The organism is Bacteroides cellulosilyticus, assembly GCF_020091405.1.
In the GTDB taxonomy this organism is placed as follows: Bacteria; Bacteroidota; Bacteroidia; order Bacteroidales; family Bacteroidaceae; genus Bacteroides.
Window position 1 is genome coordinate 6,029,410 of record NZ_CP081903.1, and the last position, 17,465, is coordinate 6,046,874.

Annotated in this window: 20 protein-coding genes; 5 read left to right on the plus strand and 15 right to left on the minus strand. The window is 41.2% G+C overall.

Annotation, left to right across the window (positions count from 1 at the left end; translation table 11 throughout):
* Nucleotides 1-24 precede the first annotated feature (24 nt).
* From K6V21_RS23255 to K6V21_RS23270, 4 genes are all read right to left on the minus strand, one after another.
* Nucleotides 25-1,107: a polysaccharide pyruvyl transferase family protein gene (locus tag K6V21_RS23255; protein ID WP_052356196.1), complete on the minus strand. Its 1,083-nt coding sequence runs from the start codon at nt 1,105-1,107 to the stop codon at nt 25-27.
* Between the two features lie 99 nt (nt 1,108-1,206).
* Nucleotides 1,207-1,755 carry a dTDP-4-dehydrorhamnose 3,5-epimerase gene (gene rfbC, locus K6V21_RS23260; protein ID WP_224320031.1) on the minus strand — a complete coding sequence of 183 codons (549 nt, stop codon included), beginning with the start codon at nt 1,753-1,755 and terminating at the stop codon, nt 1,207-1,209.
* Nucleotides 1,756-1,918: 163 nt separating this feature from the next.
* Complete coding sequence (locus tag K6V21_RS23265; RefSeq protein ID WP_224320032.1) at nt 1,919-3,487, minus strand: ATP-binding protein; 1,569 nt, start codon at nt 3,485-3,487, stop codon at nt 1,919-1,921.
* A gap of 177 nt (nt 3,488-3,664) precedes the next feature.
* Entirely contained in the window at nt 3,665-3,817 is a 153-nt protein-coding gene (locus K6V21_RS23270; RefSeq protein WP_224320033.1) for a hypothetical protein, read from the minus strand.
* Nucleotides 3,818-3,926: 109 nt separating this feature from the next.
* Between K6V21_RS23270 and K6V21_RS23275 the strand changes: the two genes are divergently transcribed.
* Entirely contained in the window at nt 3,927-4,889 is a 963-nt protein-coding gene (locus K6V21_RS23275; RefSeq protein ID WP_224320034.1) for a hypothetical protein, read from the plus strand.
* A 39-nt stretch (nt 4,890-4,928) separates the two neighbouring features.
* Nucleotides 4,929-6,935: a bifunctional DNA primase/helicase gene (locus K6V21_RS23280; protein ID WP_224320035.1), complete on the plus strand. Its 2,007-nt coding sequence runs from the start codon at nt 4,929-4,931 to the stop codon at nt 6,933-6,935.
* A gap of 132 nt (nt 6,936-7,067) precedes the next feature.
* On the opposite strand, the gene K6V21_RS23285 is transcribed toward K6V21_RS23280, so the two are convergent.
* Complete coding sequence (locus K6V21_RS23285; RefSeq protein WP_224320036.1) at nt 7,068-7,325, minus strand: DUF4248 domain-containing protein; 258 nt, start codon at nt 7,323-7,325, stop codon at nt 7,068-7,070.
* 229 nt (nt 7,326-7,554) lie between these two features.
* On the opposite strand from K6V21_RS23285, the gene K6V21_RS23290 reads away from it, so the two are divergent.
* The 3 genes from K6V21_RS23290 to K6V21_RS23300 all read left to right on the plus strand — a co-directional run bounded on the left by K6V21_RS23290 (nt 7,555) and on the right by K6V21_RS23300 (nt 8,751).
* Nucleotides 7,555-8,094: an HU family DNA-binding protein gene (locus K6V21_RS23290; RefSeq protein WP_224320037.1), complete on the plus strand. Its 540-nt coding sequence runs from the start codon at nt 7,555-7,557 to the stop codon at nt 8,092-8,094.
* Nucleotides 8,095-8,194: 100 nt separating this feature from the next.
* Nucleotides 8,195-8,308 (plus strand): smalltalk protein, encoded by a 114-nt coding sequence (locus tag K6V21_RS23295; RefSeq protein WP_217714328.1) that lies wholly within the window; start codon nt 8,195-8,197, stop codon nt 8,306-8,308.
* Entirely contained in the window at nt 8,305-8,751 is a 447-nt protein-coding gene (locus tag K6V21_RS23300; RefSeq protein WP_217714329.1) for an N-acetylmuramoyl-L-alanine amidase, read from the plus strand. Before K6V21_RS23295 ends, K6V21_RS23300 begins: the two co-directional genes overlap by 4 nt.
* Here the strand turns inward: K6V21_RS23300 and K6V21_RS23305 are convergent.
* The 10 genes from K6V21_RS23305 to K6V21_RS23350 form a co-directional block, all read right to left on the minus strand.
* Nucleotides 8,748-9,629 carry a hypothetical protein gene (locus K6V21_RS23305; RefSeq protein WP_224320038.1) on the minus strand — a complete coding sequence of 294 codons (882 nt, stop codon included), beginning with the start codon at nt 9,627-9,629 and terminating at the stop codon, nt 8,748-8,750. The genes K6V21_RS23300 and K6V21_RS23305 overlap by 4 nt on opposite strands.
* 213 nt (nt 9,630-9,842) lie before the next feature.
* Nucleotides 9,843-10,712 (minus strand): aldo/keto reductase family protein, encoded by an 870-nt coding sequence (locus K6V21_RS23310; protein WP_217714331.1) that lies wholly within the window; start codon nt 10,710-10,712, stop codon nt 9,843-9,845.
* Complete coding sequence (locus tag K6V21_RS23315) at nt 10,703-12,235, minus strand: lipopolysaccharide biosynthesis protein (RefSeq protein WP_217714332.1); 1,533 nt, start codon at nt 12,233-12,235, stop codon at nt 10,703-10,705. The genes K6V21_RS23310 and K6V21_RS23315 overlap by 10 nt, the downstream gene beginning before the upstream one ends.
* A gap of 1 nt (nt 12,236) precedes the next feature.
* On the minus strand, nt 12,237-12,821 hold the full coding sequence (locus tag K6V21_RS23320; protein WP_217714333.1) for an MBL fold metallo-hydrolase: 585 nt from the start codon (nt 12,819-12,821) through the stop codon (nt 12,237-12,239).
* Nucleotides 12,822-13,901 (minus strand): 3-oxoacyl-ACP synthase III family protein, encoded by a 1,080-nt coding sequence (locus K6V21_RS23325; protein WP_217714334.1) that lies wholly within the window; start codon nt 13,899-13,901, stop codon nt 12,822-12,824.
* A 12-nt stretch (nt 13,902-13,913) separates the two neighbouring features.
* A complete protein-coding gene (locus K6V21_RS23330; RefSeq protein ID WP_217714335.1) occupies nt 13,914-14,294 on the minus strand; it encodes a hypothetical protein in 381 nt (126 codons plus the stop codon).
* A 9-nt stretch (nt 14,295-14,303) separates the two neighbouring features.
* The gene (locus K6V21_RS23335; RefSeq protein ID WP_217714336.1) at nt 14,304-15,407 is read right to left on the minus strand and encodes a 3-oxoacyl-ACP synthase III family protein; all 1,104 of its coding nucleotides are present in this window, start codon (nt 15,405-15,407) and stop codon (nt 14,304-14,306) included.
* An 11-nt stretch (nt 15,408-15,418) separates the two neighbouring features.
* Nucleotides 15,419-16,159, minus strand: a complete 741-nt coding sequence (locus tag K6V21_RS23340; RefSeq protein WP_217714337.1) for an SDR family NAD(P)-dependent oxidoreductase — start codon at nt 16,157-16,159, stop codon at nt 15,419-15,421.
* 1 nt (nt 16,160) lies between these two features.
* Nucleotides 16,161-17,198, minus strand: coding sequence for a 3-oxoacyl-ACP synthase III family protein (locus K6V21_RS23345; protein WP_224320039.1), 1,038 nt, complete (start codon nt 17,196-17,198; stop codon nt 16,161-16,163).
* A gap of 4 nt (nt 17,199-17,202) precedes the next feature.
* Nucleotides 17,203-17,433: a phosphopantetheine-binding protein gene (locus tag K6V21_RS23350; RefSeq protein ID WP_217714339.1), complete on the minus strand. Its 231-nt coding sequence runs from the start codon at nt 17,431-17,433 to the stop codon at nt 17,203-17,205.
* Between the last annotated feature and the right edge of the window lie 32 nt (nt 17,434-17,465).

The window sequence follows — 17,465 nt, forward strand, 5'->3', positions numbered from 1 at the left end:
TTCAGATTTTACGACTTTAACAGATTAACAGTTATCCAATGCAGTTTTCAAAAACGTAATTGATATATTTCGATACTTTGCAATACATTCCTCCATTTCAATCCAATCTATTGACAAACATCGATCAATACGTGTAGAAGTCAGTTCTTGTGATGATTCAATCATTAAATCCATCAATCCAAACATTTCTAGTAATGAAGTAAAACGCGCTAAACCACGAGACCTATTTCCCATCACAATAAAAGGTTTTCTGAAAATAATAGAGAAAATACATCCATGATACGAATCTGTGAAAACAAAATCAGCATCCTTAAAAGCTTTCAACCAATTCTCAACGCTAGGCATTGAGGAAGTATTCAATTGAATTGAATAGGCTTTTTTCTGCAAGTCAGACTCTAATTTTCGAACGATAGAACCCTTTTCCGAAGTCATATCAAGTAAATAGCAAAATAAGTTACCATTAAAAGCTATTGATTCTGAGTCCCCTATCAATTTATCGTAATCTGCTTGACATAGAAGTAATGTAGGATCCAAAACGTGTACCGGAGGAACTGTTTGCCATTTATATACATCACGAATCAGACCTATAGCAGAGGACTCACGTATTGAAACCGCATGAAATAACTTCAACAAATCACCACATATCTGAATTTCACTTGCTGAATATTCAGCTTTATCTGTTCCAAAAGAAGCTGCATAGCTGATCTTTTTACATGCACTATTTTTCACAAAATCCAAATAATAATTCTCTATTGGATGAACATATAGAGGACGCCAAACTTGATCAGACCCTACTATTACAGCATCAAAGTACTGCAATTTATCCAATCCTTTAACAGATCTAATTTCAGAGGTTCTAGGAGTTATGTATTTCAAAAAAAAAGGATTTATATTGCTATTTACTTTCTTTTTTCCTAAAATGAGTCTTAAAAAAGTTTTTATCTGACTTTTTATTATTACTTTTTTCTTTTTCTCTACAAAATCAACTTTATCAATGTATGTAACATCATGCCCTAAGCTTTTAAGTATAGATAATAAGGCATAACATTGGAGTACCCAACCATAATTTGCATTTTTATGAAGAGACAATAAACCTATTTTCATCATTTCTTAAGTATAATCTTTGTTTTACTATTCAAAAGATGGTCTAACAGCCGCAATATATATTCCACACAGACAAATATTTAGTACAAAGCATCTTTATAGTTAAAATAGCCATTCAGCATCTTTCAACCTCAAATGCAATCTATCCTTCTCGCTCAGTACCACCTTATCTCCCGGTATCCCCCAGTCAATCCCCAAATCCGGATCATCCCACGCAATCGCCCCCTCGTTTTGCGGTGCATAAAAATTATCACATTTATACTGAAAAATAACCTCTTCACTCAACACACTAAAACCGTGAGCAAAACCACGAGGTATAAAGAACTGACGATGATTTTCATCTGTCAACTCTACTGCTACATGCTGCCCAAAAGTGGGAGAATTTTTACAAATATCTACAGCCACATCAAGTACCGCTCCTTTCACAACACGCACCAATTTACTTTGAGCAAAAGGCGGCTTCTGAAAGTGTAAGCCACGAATGACTCCATAAGAAGATTTACTTTCATTATCCTGCACAAATACAGTATGACACACCTTTTCTACAAACTCTTTCTGATTAAATGACTCAAAGAAATAGCCACGAGCGTCCTTAAAAAGACGGGGTTCGATGATGACAACGCCATCTATCGGAGTCTTAATTACGTTCATTTTGATATGATTAAAATAAAATGGATGGATTTTATACGGACACGACCGATACGTATGCTTCTTATCCTATAAGCACTAATGATGCGGTCGTAAACGTTCCAACGTTTCACAACCTACAATAAAATTATACTACAAGATTACACTTTCAGGAAAATTACACTTTTCAATGAACCATCTCTATCTTCCAATCCCCCAGCGTCCTCCGCTCACTATCGAAATTAATCCCGACCTTGACCACCGGCAGACCGCACAGCGCAAAACGTTCGGGATAATTCTTCAGATTAATCTGATCCATGGCGGCATCGGCCGTTTTGTCCAGCTTCAGCTCTATCACGTAGAGAGCGGACAAACTACGCATCACCACATCCACACGACCGCGCGGAGTGCGCACTTCCACATCCACATACATACCCAGCAGACTGAAAATTGTGTAAAGCAACGATTGGTAATGGCCTTCATAATCGGTATTGTCACAATAAGGAATCGTAGAAAGGAAAGTCTGCAACAAGCGCAGTCCATCATCCAATCTCTTTTCATAGATAGCCTCGTACAGCAGAGCCACCGTGGTAAGCCCATCCATAGTATATTGATGCAGATAACCGGGCAACAAACTCTTCATCAAACCCAGGCGCACTTCTTTATTGGGGATATCCAGCAGATAAAGATTCGTAATGGGAGAGTAATCCTTTATCGTGATATAACCGCTTTGATAAAGCAACGGAGTGATATTCGTTATCCGCTCGGTAGGCGCATCAAAAGATTCAGCCAGCGCTTTCCGGTCTCCAATCTGTTGAGGAATTACATGATATTTATTCAACATCTCTATCAGATAGGTAGGTGTGCCACTACCGAACCAATAAGAATTCATCTTGCCATCGGCAAAAGCGTTCAACAAGCTGAAAGGATTGTATATGTCGGGCGACGGCCAGGTGAAATGATAGCCGTCATAATTATCTTTCAATTTGGCAAGAACCTCGTCACGGGTCAATCCCATACGTGTCGCCAGTATATCCACGTCATTATCCATCTGCGTCAGCATTTCTTCTTCACTGATACCGCAGATGGCCGCATACGGTCCATCCATACTGATGTTCTTGATATTATTCAATTCACTAAAGATGCTCAGTTGGGAAAACTTTGTGATGCCGGTGAGGAACACAAAACGCAGATAAGGATCGCAAGCTTTCAACGGACTATAGAAATTGCGCATCACATCCCGAAGCACAGGCAAATTCTTTTCTTCATGGACAACGTCAAGAAGAGGGGCGTCGTATTCATCAATGAGGACAACAACCTGGCGGCCGGTTTGATGGTAAATACGACGGATAAGTCCGGAAAAACGATCATTCAAGGTCACTTCCTCATTCACTTTACCGTACGTTTCTTCATATCTGTACAATTGAACGCTTAGCATTTGTTCCAAACGTTCCTTATCCACATGCTTTGCCATGCTCATGTCAAAATGAAGCACCGGATGCCGACTCCATTCCGTCTCCATCTTATCGATGGCAAGACCTTCGAACAACTCCTTCCGACCTTCAAAATAAGCATGCAACGTGCTGGTAAGCAAACTTTTCCCAAAACGACGAGGGCGGCTCAGAAACACATACTTAGAATCGAAATGTGTCATTCGATAAACGTATTCCGTCTTATCTATATACAAATAGTTCTTTCCACGGATTTCCGAGAAAGTCTGTATCCCTATCGGATAAAGTCGTCTTTGCTGTTCCATATCTTTCAGTTTACTTCGAAATCATCTTCAGCTCCCTTCGCTTAGATTACAAAGTTACGATAAAATTTCATCTAAACCATGCGTCCAACAGGTATTTTTCCATAGCATAGCGACATTCAGTACACCGCTCCTCATCCGTATTCTCACGCAAATAGTGAAAGATCCGAATGTAATAGCTCATGCTAACGTCTCTCCAATTATCACCTGATAATACGTGCGATTACTGATTCCACAGCTCTCACACAATTCTTTTACCGGAATTCCGGAAACTTCACGGAGAAAAGCAATGCTATCTCCCAAAGCCTTGTAAGTATAAGCTACTTTTTTCATATTCTTCTTTAAAATAATGTTAATATTTAACACGGATTACCAACATGATGGTAACACCGCTATTTTCTTTCTCCATAACTTCACCGCAAATTCTTAAAACAAACAAGCAATGAAACCACTCAAACCAACCCTCTCCATAGCGGAACTGCAAAAGACAATCGGCCTCTGGAAAAGTCGCAAGATTACGGATTCGGTCATCCCAAAACTCTTGAACCTGTACCTCGGACTGACACCTTACATGAATGAAGGAAAGGCCTATCCGGTGGAGAACTTCTACGAGATCAGTATAGCGCTGGCATTCAAGAACGCCAAGTTTCTCACGGAAGCCGTCAAACGATGCGGCTCATTCGGGATAATGCCCGAAAAAAACGCATATGGGATGAAATTATTTTACTCCCCACTCTGGGTGGGGAAGATTTCACAGGAAGAATTACCGGACGAATTTCCGGAAACTTATCCGGTAGATGATATATATAATATTAATAATACTAAAGGGAGTTCTTCTGACGAAAAAGCTTCGCCTGAAGGCGACATACCTTTAGAGGATAATTCTTCTAAAAAAAATATTGTTACACCGGAATCTTTAGCTGCCGCTAAAGAGTTTTTTCATCTTATCAATAAGGATTCCACGCAGAAAGCACAGATACTAACGCCACTCATCAATTGGTTCCAACTGCACGAAGGACTCACACGCAAACACGCATGTGAGAATCTCATTTATCTGGTCAATGAACTACTAATTCCTTATTTTGCTTCGCAAGCACGATTCATGAAATCCAATCACACCGGACGGCTATGCTGGTTGAGCAATCTGTTGAAATCAGCCCACGGACAACATCTGTTAAACGACGCTGCAAGAACAAACAGAGAGAAACGAAAACAAGCAGTTCATGAAATAAGAAGTAATCAACGCAGCAATCACCCTCTCAACGAATTCGAATGGACAGATCCCGAATCCGAAATGCGATTCTACGACGATGAGATGGAAGGAACAGTGAATATACCCGAGGATGCACCACCAAGACCATCAGCAGAAGCGACATGGAATGTGTTAAGCAACAAATGGGTATAAAACTCTCCCATAAACCATAATTTATAATTCATAAATCCAATGAAACCATTTTATTATCTATGTGACTTTCCCGAACGTAAGAATGCAGGAAAGAACTTCGTAACAGAGTGCCCTAAATGCGGCAAAAAACATCTTTATATTTCCAAAACGACAGGAGCTTTTCACTGCTTCTCCAGCGGTTGCGACTTCAAAGGGAAGCTCAAAGACTTCTGGGAAGAAAGGCCGAGCTATAATTCGTCATTTACCGGAACAGCCGGTGATAAATTTATGGGTACACATTACCCTACCCACAATATCCGCCAGGAAAGAGAATCGGGAAACGGCAGTGGAAAAGCCACATCCGAAGTACCTATGATTCCCGAAGATTACAAAAAATTACCTCCCGAAGTATTCTCCAAAATCAAACCTCTGACAGATGATCCCGAGACTAAGGACCAGAATCAACTCGCTGCCCGACGCTATCTTGCAGATCAAGGCATCTCACTGAAAACGGCTATTGAAGCCCATATCGGCTGTCTCATGCATCGCTGCTACGGCAAGGATGAAGCCAACAAGAGCACCGGAACCATGCATCATTGCATAGCCTACGTCAACTTTCTGAACGGACAGCCCATAAATGTCAAATATCGCTCGTGCGATCCCTCAACTATCAAGGCCACAGATGAAGGAGAAACAACCGGCAGGGAAAAAGCTGCCGGATATACCAAATTCTGGAGCCAGGATTCACCAACCACACCTTGCCCACCTTACCACATCGACTGCATCAATCCCCTGAAGGTAGCCGAGGAAACCATCCTCCGACTCATCATCACCGAAGGTGAAAAAGATGTGCTTACACTCAAAGAAGCAGGCTATCATTACGTTATTAGCGTACCCAACGGAGCGGCAAGCGATCTCTCTAAAAGTTTCGAAGCCTTCGAACCCTGGATAGACCAAGTGAGGGATATCGTGATCTGCGGAGACATCGACCTACCGGGAAGAACCCTGGTGAAGCATCTCACCGACTACTTCGGAGAGCGTTGCCTACTCACCACACTACCCGGCGACTGCAAGGACATTTCCGACGTACTCGCCACATACGGCATCGAAGTCGTACACGAAATCATCGAATCCGCCCGACCGCAACACACAGCGGACATCGTCACCGTAAGCGAACGTGCAAACGGGATTCTGAACGTGCTGCACGGAGAATACGACCACGGATACGACGTAGGTTACGGCCCCTTGACCGACCATGTATTCCACCCCACCGACCAGGGAGGCCTGATTATCGAGACCGGAGTACCCAACAGCGGAAAGACCGATTTTCTGAACGACCTCACGTGCCGGCTCATGGCCAAGACCGGACGCTATGTATGTTACCTCTCTTTCGAAGTGCCCGACAAAGACAAGCATATCGCCCATCTCGTGCAGCTCATGCTGGGAAAAGTGAACACTGTAAATTATACCCAAGAACAGTTGAAACCTATTGTCAGTTTCCTGGATAGCCACATGGTGCACCTCGACTTGCATGAAGTATCCCCCACTCCCAACAATATCATCGCGAGAGCGGACATGGTGCGGCGCACCCTTCCACTGAAATATCTCATTATCGATCCATACCTCTTCATGGAGGTGGAAACCAACCGGTACAACACCGAAACCCAAGCCATAAAAGCCATGCTGACGCAGATGCAGGCATGGGGCAGAACCAACAATATATGGGTCATCATCGTAGCCCATCCGCGCAAACTCACCAAACTCAACGGGAAGAACGAGCTGGAAGAGATTGACATGTATACCATAGCAGGCAGTGCCAACTGGGCCAATCTGGCCGATTTCATATTTTCCATATCCCGCATCAACCGGCAGGACAGCAACTATACCCGACTCGACATGCTGAAGGTGCGCGACCAAGACCTGTGCCAGACAGGAAGCGTCCTATATGTCCGACAAGCCTGCGGACGTTACGACGAACGGGAGTCCGAAGAGCAAGTAATAGCGGAAGCACAAGGCAAAGTCATGAGTAGGGATCATTCACCTTGGATCAGGCTCATCGAAAGTTGAGGGGAATAACACTTGCGGTTGCGTCGGGCTATGCTTGTGCAAGTGTATGCTTACACAGCCGCAAGCGTCAGGCTTTGCAGCCGCAAGTGTCAAACATCACAAGTGCCACTTTCAAATCTTCCCTCTCAAGCCTTAAGGTCTCCCTATATACTCAAAAATCAGTTCCACCTGCTTGCTGGTAAAAATCTGTTGAGCAGAACGGTAGCCCGTATCCAGCAAAGCCTGATACAGAAGCACGTTCCCGCGCAACCAGCGCGAAAGGCGGTTAAGAGCCGAACGCTCCCCGATTTCAGGCGCGTATGCACGCGCTAACTCACTTTTGGAATAAGGACGGACAGGCCATTCTTCTACGGGTACATCCGTATCATGACTACATGTAATTTTCTTCATTTTACGATAACTTTTAGAGTACTGTTTATGCTATAAAGGTACAAAAAAGTCATCGGATATCACCTATTCCGAAACAGGTTTATCAAGTGTCAATGTCACTCATTTTCACAGGTCCGGGAGGTTGTATCTTTGTATTGCTCACCACGGAGGACGCAGAGTTTCACAGAGCCGACCGAGCCTTTCCGCGAGAGCTTAATTATTTAATTATTAACTATTTAATTTATTAACCATGGGATTGAATTACAGTATCGCAATGCTCAAAAATCCGCAAAACCAGGATGAGAGCGCAAAGGCGTATGCCAAGTCACAAATCACAGGGGAACTGTCCCTGAAAGAACTGAGCCGCCGTGTAGCCGCGCAGACCACCGCCAGTCGTGCCGACGTCACCGCGGTTATCATCGCTACCGTGGAAAACATGATTGACGGCCTGCGTGCAGGCGAACAAGTAGACTTCGGAGATCTGGGAAAATTTCGTCTTCAAATTACTAGCCGGGGTGCAGAAACCGCGGAAAAATTTACGGCTACCAACATCACCGGAGTTAATATCCAATTCATTCCGGGCGAAGATTTGAAAACCATATTCTCGGGTCTTGAGTTTTCACTCGTACCTACCCGTGCTGCCACGCGTCTGCTGCTCAAAGCTCAAAAGGCAGGACAGACGACAGTGGACTTTTCAAAAACGCCCTCTTCCGATGGAAATTCCGGCAGTAAACCGGATGACGGTGGCAACACCGGTGGCGGAGGACTGGATGAAAACCCGCTGGGATAGAATTTAAAAGCGTAGCCTTCAGAAATTAACAATGAAAGGCTGCGCAGATTCCAATTACTAATTATTTATTACTAATAGCTAATTACTAAATTACAGTTACATGGAAAAAAAATCAAATTCAACCTGGAGTGTAATCATCAAAGTTGTAATTGCCGTAGCGTCCGCATTGGCAGGCATATTCGGACTGAATGCCTGCATGGGCTTAGGAGCATGACGACGGGCAGTTTCTATCAGAACTATCGGGAGGTACGCCTCCTGGTAGTTCATTGCTCAGCAACACGATGCGACAGAAACTTCTCAGTAGAAGCTTTGCATCGATGCCACTTGGCAAAAGGGTTTGCAAGTATCGGTTATCATTTCTACATCACACGTAATGGACAGGTACACATTTGTCGTCCGGTTCACCAGATCGGGGCACACGCCACGAGCTGGAATGATAAAAGTATTGGCATCTGCTATGAAGGCGGACTCAACGAGGACGGTCAAACGGCTGATACGAGAACGTATGCACAAAAATGTTCACTCCTGGATCTATTAAGGCAGCTAAAAGCGGATTATCCAAAAGCAAAGATATTAGGACATTATCAGCTCAGTAAATCAGTGCATAAGGCGTGTCCCTGCTTTGACGCAAAACAGGAATATCAGGAACTCTTCTAATCAAGAGTTCCAATCCGCTTTATATCTTCAAGAACTTGATGAGTAAAAGCTTTTCTCCCTTTGAGATTCATAAAAAGAGCGTTGAAATAATATTCGTGCCTAGTGAAACGATTATCGTACGTATAATCAAGACAAGGTATCCCCATCTGCTCGAATATACGAATAAAAGACGTAATATAAGTTTCGTATGCCCGCGGCGTGAAGTAAGCACAAAGGGCGGCAGACATAGGCAATGACACTATGACGGGCTTGTAGCCTCTTTCTCGCAAAAATTCTATCATATTGCACATCATCAAAACAGACACATCCCTACCTTCCTGCAACTCCTTTGTTAAAGGTGCATCCAAACTTTGGATATTAAACTCCGGCTTCCAACACTTCTCTATCCAGCAACGCGCATCCTCCTCCATTTCAATCGCCTGCATAGGCTGTCCTGAAATATCCAATCGACGATCAGGATCAATATCTTTTACCAGATAACGTAAAGCACTAAAATTGTAAAGCAACGGATATTGCATATAACTACATAAATCTTTAAACTTGGGATGATACTTAATCTGCAAACCATCAAGAATGGACGCAAACTTTGCAAGATAACGCTTACTTGACGGATATCGGTTTAAATATCCACTGACCGACGAGAAAGCCACAATAGGTAGAATGACCGTGGCACCTTGCTTCATAAAGCTATGATAGAAGCGTAACACTTCCAAGTCCATATCAAGTCCCTGAGTTCCCGATGACCAATTCTGCCCTCTGATATCCTCGTAGAAGAATGCGAACCGGGCAGGATTGCTTCCAACATTAACCACTTCATAATTACGTTGCAAGTTGCTACGATAGCCGTTATTACTTACAAATTGTTTGGATAAAGCCATATTATTCTTCCACCAATTCGTTTTTTTGACAAGCTTATTGAGCACAATAAAAAACATGATCACACAAAAGACTATAAAAACTGTTATGGCGCAAACAAATCCCCAAAAAGAACTCAGATAACATATTACCACATAGCATATCAATGCTAACATCACCACCACTCTATGACGGCTGGCCTTTACTAATAACTTCAAAAAAATAGTCATATATAATTAAAATCCTGCACAGTTAGACGATTCGGGATGATAACGGAAATTTTGATTTAAAGTTGAAATGGTATTCATATCTTCTTTCGTAATTTCAAAAGAAAAGATATCTGATATTTCTTGAATGTGATGAGTCTTGAAAGCACGGAATATAGGTGCAATACCACATTGTATGCTCCAACGAAGCATTATCTGCGCCACAGACTTGTCGTACTTGACTCCAAGCTGCAACAGTGTAGGATTCTCTTTCACCAGTGCAATCATAAGGCAAAGTGAAGAACATGCCTGCAAAGCAATATGCTTATGTTTACAATACGCTTGTAAATCCTCGCAGACATTGAACGGGTGTATTTCCGTTTGCACTACATGAGGTATGATTTCTGCCACGCCCTCCATTGCCTCAAGATGACGCACACGCGCATTGGCTATACCAATCGCTTTTACCTTACCTTTACGGTAAATCTTCTCCAACTTCTTCCAATTTTCAATATAATGACCAGGTACCGGCCAATGCAACAACATCAGATCGAGTTGTTCCAAACCTAAGGTTTTCAAGCTTTCATCTACATAATTCTCTATATTTCCTTCATATTGCTGAGCATTTCCAATCTTGGATGTGATAAAAAAATCATCGCGCTCAACCAGCCCCTCTTTAACAAGCATTTTGATACTCTTACCAATAAATCTTTCACTCTTGCCATAGTCGTGCGAAGTGTCAAGGCCTTTGATATTAGCATTATAAGAATTTTCTATAATCCGCTTGAATTGATTCAAGTCTATATCTTTCAAACCCATTATTAATGGTAATCCCTGAAAAAGACGAGGCATTTCAACCCCGTTGGCCAATTTTATATCACTATCACCTATTACTTGCATATCTTGGATTTAATATAATGAACGATTTTGCTTCTATCCTCTTTATTCATTCCAATATAATACGTACAAACAGCCATAGCAACCACACTCGTGCAACATACCGCTACGAGTGAAAAGAACGGGTAACTGGACGTTATATTTGATACGCCCAACATACACACCATTGAAATGGCCACAATAACCAAAGAACGCATATACACCATCCGGCTATAACGACCGATACTGAAAGGTATCTGCCTACGCAATACTATCAGCTCAAGATAGTTGCACAAGATATTTACAAAGAAACAAACGACATAGCAAGCATAAGGTGGGAACCCTAAAATATAGGCTGTATAGCTAAGGGGCAAATTGAGCAAAATACTGGCTCCACCCGCATAGAGATTGAGCCACTTGATATTACCCGATGCATGCACAGCTAGCACAACGGGCCGTGCAAACGCTCTAACCATATTACAAAGCATCAGACAGCGAATGAATATAGCGCTATATTCCGGTACTTCTTTTAACCACAACCCCAAAACATAATCGATCTTCAAGAATAACGGTAGCGAAATTGTACAAAACATCAAGAATGAGTATTTCGAAGAGCCACGCACCAGACTCATCATCTTTTCAGTTTCACCTAAACTGAAAAGTTTGGTTATCTGTGGACCTACAGCCACCATAAAATTGTTAGAAAACTGCCTAACAGCCATTTCCACCTGTAAAGCAATACCTCGTGCTGCATTGACTACAACCCCGAAGAAGAAGTTAATCATCAGGTTAATACCTTGTGCGTATCCAGTAACACAAATTGTCCCCATGACGTCCCACAAAGAAAAACGAAGCATAGACTTGTAGTAATGCTTTTCGTTCACTATACGCAACCTGCATTCTTTAAATTTGCGTTTACAATAGAACCGATAGAAAAATTGAAGTGATATTTGCCATCCGCATATCATAGCTCCATAAAAGAGCAAACGGTCAAAACTATCAATTGCGATAAGAAAAAGCACCATCAAAAGCTTAAAAACAGCCTCCGCTATACCTACAAAAGCATAGATATTCATTTCCTCATGCGCTATGATACAAGCACTGTAAGGTACCTGCGTCAAAGAAAGCATACAGGTTAGAACAGAAAACTGATACAACCAGTTAGCCACCACTAATCTTCCTTCGGGTACGACAAGTATATTATTAACATACCATAAGCCTATCGTTTCCGCAAGTACAAATACAATGAGAGCAATAACGGTATGAATTAAAAACGATGCACTAAAAGTCTTACCTAATCGTTCTTTATCGCCACGGCCTAATTCAAATGTAATGAATCGGGAAGAACCTGATGATAATGCGCCGTTGATGATGGCAAATATTGAGACTATACCGCCAACAACATTGTATAGTCCATAATCTTCTATCCCTAAAGCATCGAGCACCAATCGTGATGTGTAAAGCGTTACAGCCATCACGAATAACATACGAATGTAAAGGAATAAAGTATTCTTAGCTATTCTTCTATTAGAAGATACCTGCTCCATCTTATATCTTTGTTATCTCGCCATGACCAGAACAAAGAACTTTGTTCAAGGCCATAGATTCTATTAATTTCGCACTCGATACCGCCTCGAACTTATTAGAGCCGGGAAGATTGGTGACTACTTTAATGCCGGGAATATAAGAATCTCCCGAAAATAGATAATCATTTACAATATAACTAATACAGCTTTCTGAATGCCCTGGTGTAAAAAACGCCTTGGCACTTGTAAAGCCAATATTGATTTCTATTCCGTCTTCAACCACAAATATCTTTTCCTTTTTATTAAAGATAAATGGTTTTTCGTGAAAGAATGACATATTTTTTTTTGCAGAAAGTAATCCCTCCCTACCATAAATATTCGTAAAAACGCAACAATCCGGATATATTTCAAAGAGATCATTCAGCCCATATATATGGTCGAAATGCGTATGTGTAAGTAGTACCCCTTTTACCTTTTTTGAAGGTAAGGAAGAGATTATATTGTCTATGTCACCACAATCCACAAGCCACACATCAAAGGCAGTGTCATCCTCCAAAATATAAGTATTGGAACTGAATATGCTATTAACAACTTTAGTAACCTTCATTCATTGAACCCGTATCCCGTTTTCTACTTCAACAATATCGCTAATTTTCAAATCAAAAAAAGGTACAATGGCATTTGCCCAAGTCATGCCTACACCAAAAGCGCTCATAAACAATCGCTTGTCACCATCCATCTTACCATTCAGCTGATCAACAATGGTAAGCGGTATAGAGACAGAAGAAGTATTACCATATTTATCTATCGTAGAAGGAATCTTACTAAAATCGAGTTTTAGTTTCTTTGCCAAATAACTATTAATAAAATTATTGGACTGATGAAACGTATAATAATCCAGCGAGTGAACATCAACCCCGCTCCATTTAAGTAAAGCCTTCATATCACGCGGTATTTCAGTTATTACGAAGTTAAACACATCAGCCCCCTTCATATAACCTTGCTCATCGTTGCGAATATTCCCATATTCATCAACAACTCTCTCTCTGAGAGTTTCAATAGAGCTTGGATTACGGTAGCCCCCTCCATTTATCTTGATCAAATCACCACGAGAACCATCAGAATTCAAAGAGAACCAACTATCACCTATTTTCTTATTGCGCTCTACAATGGCAGCCACACCTCCATCGCCAAAGAGGAAAGCCGTACGTCGGTCTTTTGGAGAATACACCTTTGACCGTGTTTCTCCGTCAAGAATCAGAGCTTTGCGAAGGCCAGACTGCTGCATCATCGCAAATACTGTACTTAAACCATAAATAAAAGCAGAACACCCTAAAACCATGTCAAAAGCTATGGTTGTAGAAGGCAGGCCAAGACGATCCTGCAAAAGCACAGAAGTGGCAGGCATACGATAATCACCCGTCTGCGAAATAAATAGAAGTAGATCTATTTCACTCTTATCTATATTATTGTCTGCAATCAACTTTTCCGCAGCTGCGAAACAAAGGTCGCTCGAACAGGTCTTCGCATCAGCAAAACGACGTTCGAAGATGCCAACTTTATCAACAACCTGCTTTACCTGATTTTCAGAAAAGTATTGAGTATATTTATAGTTGTCTATTACTTGTCGTGGTATCGCAGCAGCCAATGCTGTAATGCCTACTCCTTTATATTTTAAAAAAGCCATAATCTTTTTACTTCAAGAAAAATATTCCCTATTTTTTATTTGTGTATCCACTGTAAGGCATATGCGATTCTTTGCATCTTTAACTTGAGCCCTTACAATACCTATACCCATATCTTTGACCATATCACAAAGCTTCACAATAACTTTGTAAGATTCATCAAGATATATCGGGCGGATGAACTTAGCAGAACGCTGTATGTTAATAGATTCCGGATAGAGTTTCGATAGAATACCACCTACCAAGCATACGGAATACATGCCATTGATCAAGACACGTGCATCCCCATGTTTACGGTGCAATTCATTCAAATCGCCAATAATATCGCAAAATATCACCTGTTTATCGTAATTGATAAGCAGATCGGCTTCATAAGTTTCTCCTATTTGTAACATCTGATAAAATTACTCTATGCCTATATCAGCAGGGCTATTGATAATACCTTCAGTAAAAATATTGTCGGTTTCTGCAACTGGTAATATATCATTTGTATTGATCCGGGCTGAAGCCACTCCCCATGATAAGCCAATGCCAAATGCTTGGATAAGGCAATTGAGCTCTTTGTTAGAGTTATCATAACCATAAGTATCGCATAAAGCAAGAATGAGAGATGTTGCGGTTGTATTGCCATATTTGTCTACTACCAGCGGCATCTTTTCAAGAGGGATACCCAGTTTCTTGGCAATTTTTAAGCAGATAGCCTTATTGGCCTGATGAATAGGAAAACAATCATAGTCATCCACTTTTGAACCGGTTTTCTCAAAAAAAGCCTTAGTGGTCTTTGGTACGGCTGAAATTGAGAATGCAAATACATCAGCACCGTTCAGCCACGTATTATACAATGTATTCTTACTGCCATTGGCAAGAGTGAATACTTCGTGTGTAGCATCCGGATTACGGAAACCTCCGGCAGGCACAATAATAGCTTTGAATCCAGAACCATCTGAACAAAGCATTTCCTCAATGACATTCTCTTCTTCCGTTTTCTCAAGAAGAATTGCAGAACCGGCATCACCGAAAAGCAATGCGGTAGAGTCACCTTGATAGGTACTTTGAGACGACATTTCGCCAACAAGCAAGAGCACCTTCTTAATATCGGATGTCTGCATCATAGAGCATGCAGCCTGCAAGCCATAAGGTGTAGCAGAACAAGCCAAACGAAGATCATAGGCTACGCAACCCTGAGAAAGTCCCAGTCGATAATGTAAAATGCAGGCGTTTGACGGACGCCAATAGTCTGTAGAGAAGCCAACAAACAGTACTGCGCCAATCTCTTCACGATTAACATTTTTATGTTGAATAAGACGTTCCGCAGCATCGTAGCAAAGGTCTGATGCGGTTTGATGTTCGGCTGTAGTATGAATCTGTTCAATGCCAACGTTAGCCTTAAACTTTTCAATATACTCTTTGCCCCATACATCTGCTCTATCATCTGTTTTAACGATATGTGAAGGTATAGAGGTAGCTACACCTGTAATTTTAATATTACTAAATTTGAAATAAGGCATAAATTATTATTTTATAGTTTACATCCTCCATCGATGAACAAAGAAATGCCTGTTATCCATGACGCAGCATCCGAAAGCAGATAAACAGCTCCATAAGCTACTTCCTCTGGTTTGCCATACCTCTTAAGAGCATATTCTGCCGCATTCTTCTGCATATCTTCTTCTGAATAAGAACCACCATAAATAAGAGGTGTTTCAACCATGCCGGGACAGATAGAATTAACACGAATACGTGGAGCCAATTCTTTGGCACAAGAGATCATCATCGAGTTAAGCGCAGCTTTGGATGCCCCATAGATTGAGTTTCCCGCAGGAAAACCTTTAATTCCTCCAATAGAAGCTATAATAACAACAGAGCAATTCTTATTCACTTTCTTTGACTTAACAAGTTGACGGAGTAACTCAACAGGAGAAAATAAATTTGTGGTAAACATGTCTTGAAACTGTTCTGGTGTTGCAAATTTGAAAGGAACTGTTTTCATCTGTCCTGCACACAAGACAAGGCCATCATAAATAGCACTACCCAAAACCAATTTCTTTATGACATTGGCATCATTAAGATCACCCACATAAGTGTCGTGGTTTTCACCTGTCAATAATGATAGAGTTTCATTGAGACGCTCTTCATTGCGACCACAGATAGTAAGCGTTGCTCCCATCTTAGAACATTCTATTGCAGTGGCTTTACCAATGCCGGAAGAAGCTCCTGTAACAAGGATATGCTTGCTTTCTAATGAAAATGGATTATACATATTATATCTCTACTAAATCTGATATTACAATATTATCGGTTTCAAAAGCCACAGTAGCCCAAGAAAGCCCTACACCAAAACCACAGCAAAGCAATTTTGCAGGCTGATTTTCAATCTTATTTTTAAGTTGCGTGACTATTGTCAGAGGTATGCTGGCAGAAGATGTGTTACCGAATGTAGGCATACTGATAGGAACTTTCTCAGGATTAAGCTTCAACTTCTTCTGAATCATAGCGTTCATCTTTAAATTTGCCTGATGGAAAACGAAATAGTCATAAGCCTGATAATCAAATTCAAATCTTTCAGCCAGTTTCTTGATTGATTTTGGAGCGGTAGAAATGCCAAAGCTGAACACATCCATACCTTTCATGCGGCACTGCAAACGTGTATATTCCTTACCATCAACAATTTCTTTCTTGAAAGAGTTTATAGATAAACCATTGCGAACTCCTCCATCAGGCATAATAATGGCATCATAGCCACTACCATCTGTTCCAAAATGGAAATTAAATGGTTGGGCATCAGAACTGTATTCTAATGCAGTGACTGTACCGGCAAAGCCAAAAAGAGGGTCATCTTCTGGCATAAGACGCTTTGCATCCCCTGCCATCAATAAAGCTTTTGTTATGTTACCAGTCTGCATCAAAGACGCAGCAATGCTAAGACCGTAAACCCAACCAGAACAACCTAAATTAACATCAGCCGCATAACATTCCTTGCTTAATCCTAATCTGTCTTGCAATATGCAAGAAGTAGCAGGAAATCTATAATCTGCGGTTTGCGAAACAAATATAATAGCACCTACTTCCTTTTTATCCCAATTTAAATCAGCTAATAATTTTTCTGAAGCTGCATAACAAAGATCTGAAGTACATGAAGTGTTATCCACACGACGTTCACGAACGCCTGTCATTTCAACAAATGCCGCGGCATCATAGTCTGCAGAATAAACCATTGAACCATCATTACGAACAATAGTTGCCGGAACACCGGCTGCAAAGCCGGCGATCCGAACATTATCAATTTGAAGAAATGCCATGCATTTAAGCCTTACTTTGAATAAGATTAAACAAGTCCTCGATAGTCTCGGATGTCTTGATATCATCTCCTTTCAGAGTTATATCATACTCTTCATCCACCATAGCAATGATAGAAAGAGCTGAAAGTGAAGACCACTCTTCAAGAGCCTTAAACTCTGTATCAGCTCTGAATTCAGCAGCATCTGTTTCGTCAAATTGTTCTGCAAACTTTTCAATGAATTCTGTTAATTCCATAATGTTTTTTAGTTTTTAAATTATAATATATA

Coding starts and splice junctions, on each gene's coding strand:
- K6V21_RS23350 (WP_217714339.1), bottom strand. CDS start 17,433: ATGGAATTAACAGAATTCATTGAAAAGTTTGCAGAACAATTTGACGAA.
- K6V21_RS23345 (WP_224320039.1), bottom strand. CDS start 17,198: ATGGCATTTCTTCAAATTGATAATGTTCGGATCGCCGGCTTTGCAGCC.
- K6V21_RS23290 (WP_224320037.1), top strand. CDS start 7,555: ATGGGATTGAATTACAGTATCGCAATGCTCAAAAATCCGCAAAACCAG.
- K6V21_RS23285 (WP_224320036.1), bottom strand. CDS start 7,325: ATGAAGAAAATTACATGTAGTCATGATACGGATGTACCCGTAGAAGAA.
- K6V21_RS23315 (WP_217714332.1), bottom strand. CDS start 12,235: ATGGAGCAGGTATCTTCTAATAGAAGAATAGCTAAGAATACTTTATTC.
- K6V21_RS23335 (WP_217714336.1), bottom strand. CDS start 15,407: ATGCCTTATTTCAAATTTAGTAATATTAAAATTACAGGTGTAGCTACC.
- K6V21_RS23300 (WP_217714329.1), top strand. CDS start 8,305: ATGACGACGGGCAGTTTCTATCAGAACTATCGGGAGGTACGCCTCCTG.
- K6V21_RS23310 (WP_217714331.1), bottom strand. CDS start 10,712: ATGCAAGTAATAGGTGATAGTGATATAAAATTGGCCAACGGGGTTGAA.
- K6V21_RS23275 (WP_224320034.1), top strand. CDS start 3,927: ATGAAACCACTCAAACCAACCCTCTCCATAGCGGAACTGCAAAAGACA.
- rfbC (WP_224320031.1), bottom strand. CDS start 1,755: ATGAACGTAATTAAGACTCCGATAGATGGCGTTGTCATCATCGAACCC.
- K6V21_RS23340 (WP_217714337.1), bottom strand. CDS start 16,159: ATGTATAATCCATTTTCATTAGAAAGCAAGCATATCCTTGTTACAGGA.
- K6V21_RS23305 (WP_224320038.1), bottom strand. CDS start 9,629: ATGGCTTTATCCAAACAATTTGTAAGTAATAACGGCTATCGTAGCAAC.
- K6V21_RS23270 (WP_224320033.1), bottom strand. CDS start 3,817: ATGAAAAAAGTAGCTTATACTTACAAGGCTTTGGGAGATAGCATTGCT.
- K6V21_RS23330 (WP_217714335.1), bottom strand. CDS start 14,294: ATGTTACAAATAGGAGAAACTTATGAAGCCGATCTGCTTATCAATTAC.
- K6V21_RS23295 (WP_217714328.1), top strand. CDS start 8,195: ATGGAAAAAAAATCAAATTCAACCTGGAGTGTAATCATCAAAGTTGTA.
- K6V21_RS23320 (WP_217714333.1), bottom strand. CDS start 12,821: ATGAAGGTTACTAAAGTTGTTAATAGCATATTCAGTTCCAATACTTAT.
- K6V21_RS23325 (WP_217714334.1), bottom strand. CDS start 13,901: ATGGCTTTTTTAAAATATAAAGGAGTAGGCATTACAGCATTGGCTGCT.
- K6V21_RS23265 (WP_224320032.1), bottom strand. CDS start 3,487: ATGGAACAGCAAAGACGACTTTATCCGATAGGGATACAGACTTTCTCG.
- K6V21_RS23255 (WP_052356196.1), bottom strand. CDS start 1,107: ATGATGAAAATAGGTTTATTGTCTCTTCATAAAAATGCAAATTATGGT.
- K6V21_RS23280 (WP_224320035.1), top strand. CDS start 4,929: ATGAAACCATTTTATTATCTATGTGACTTTCCCGAACGTAAGAATGCA.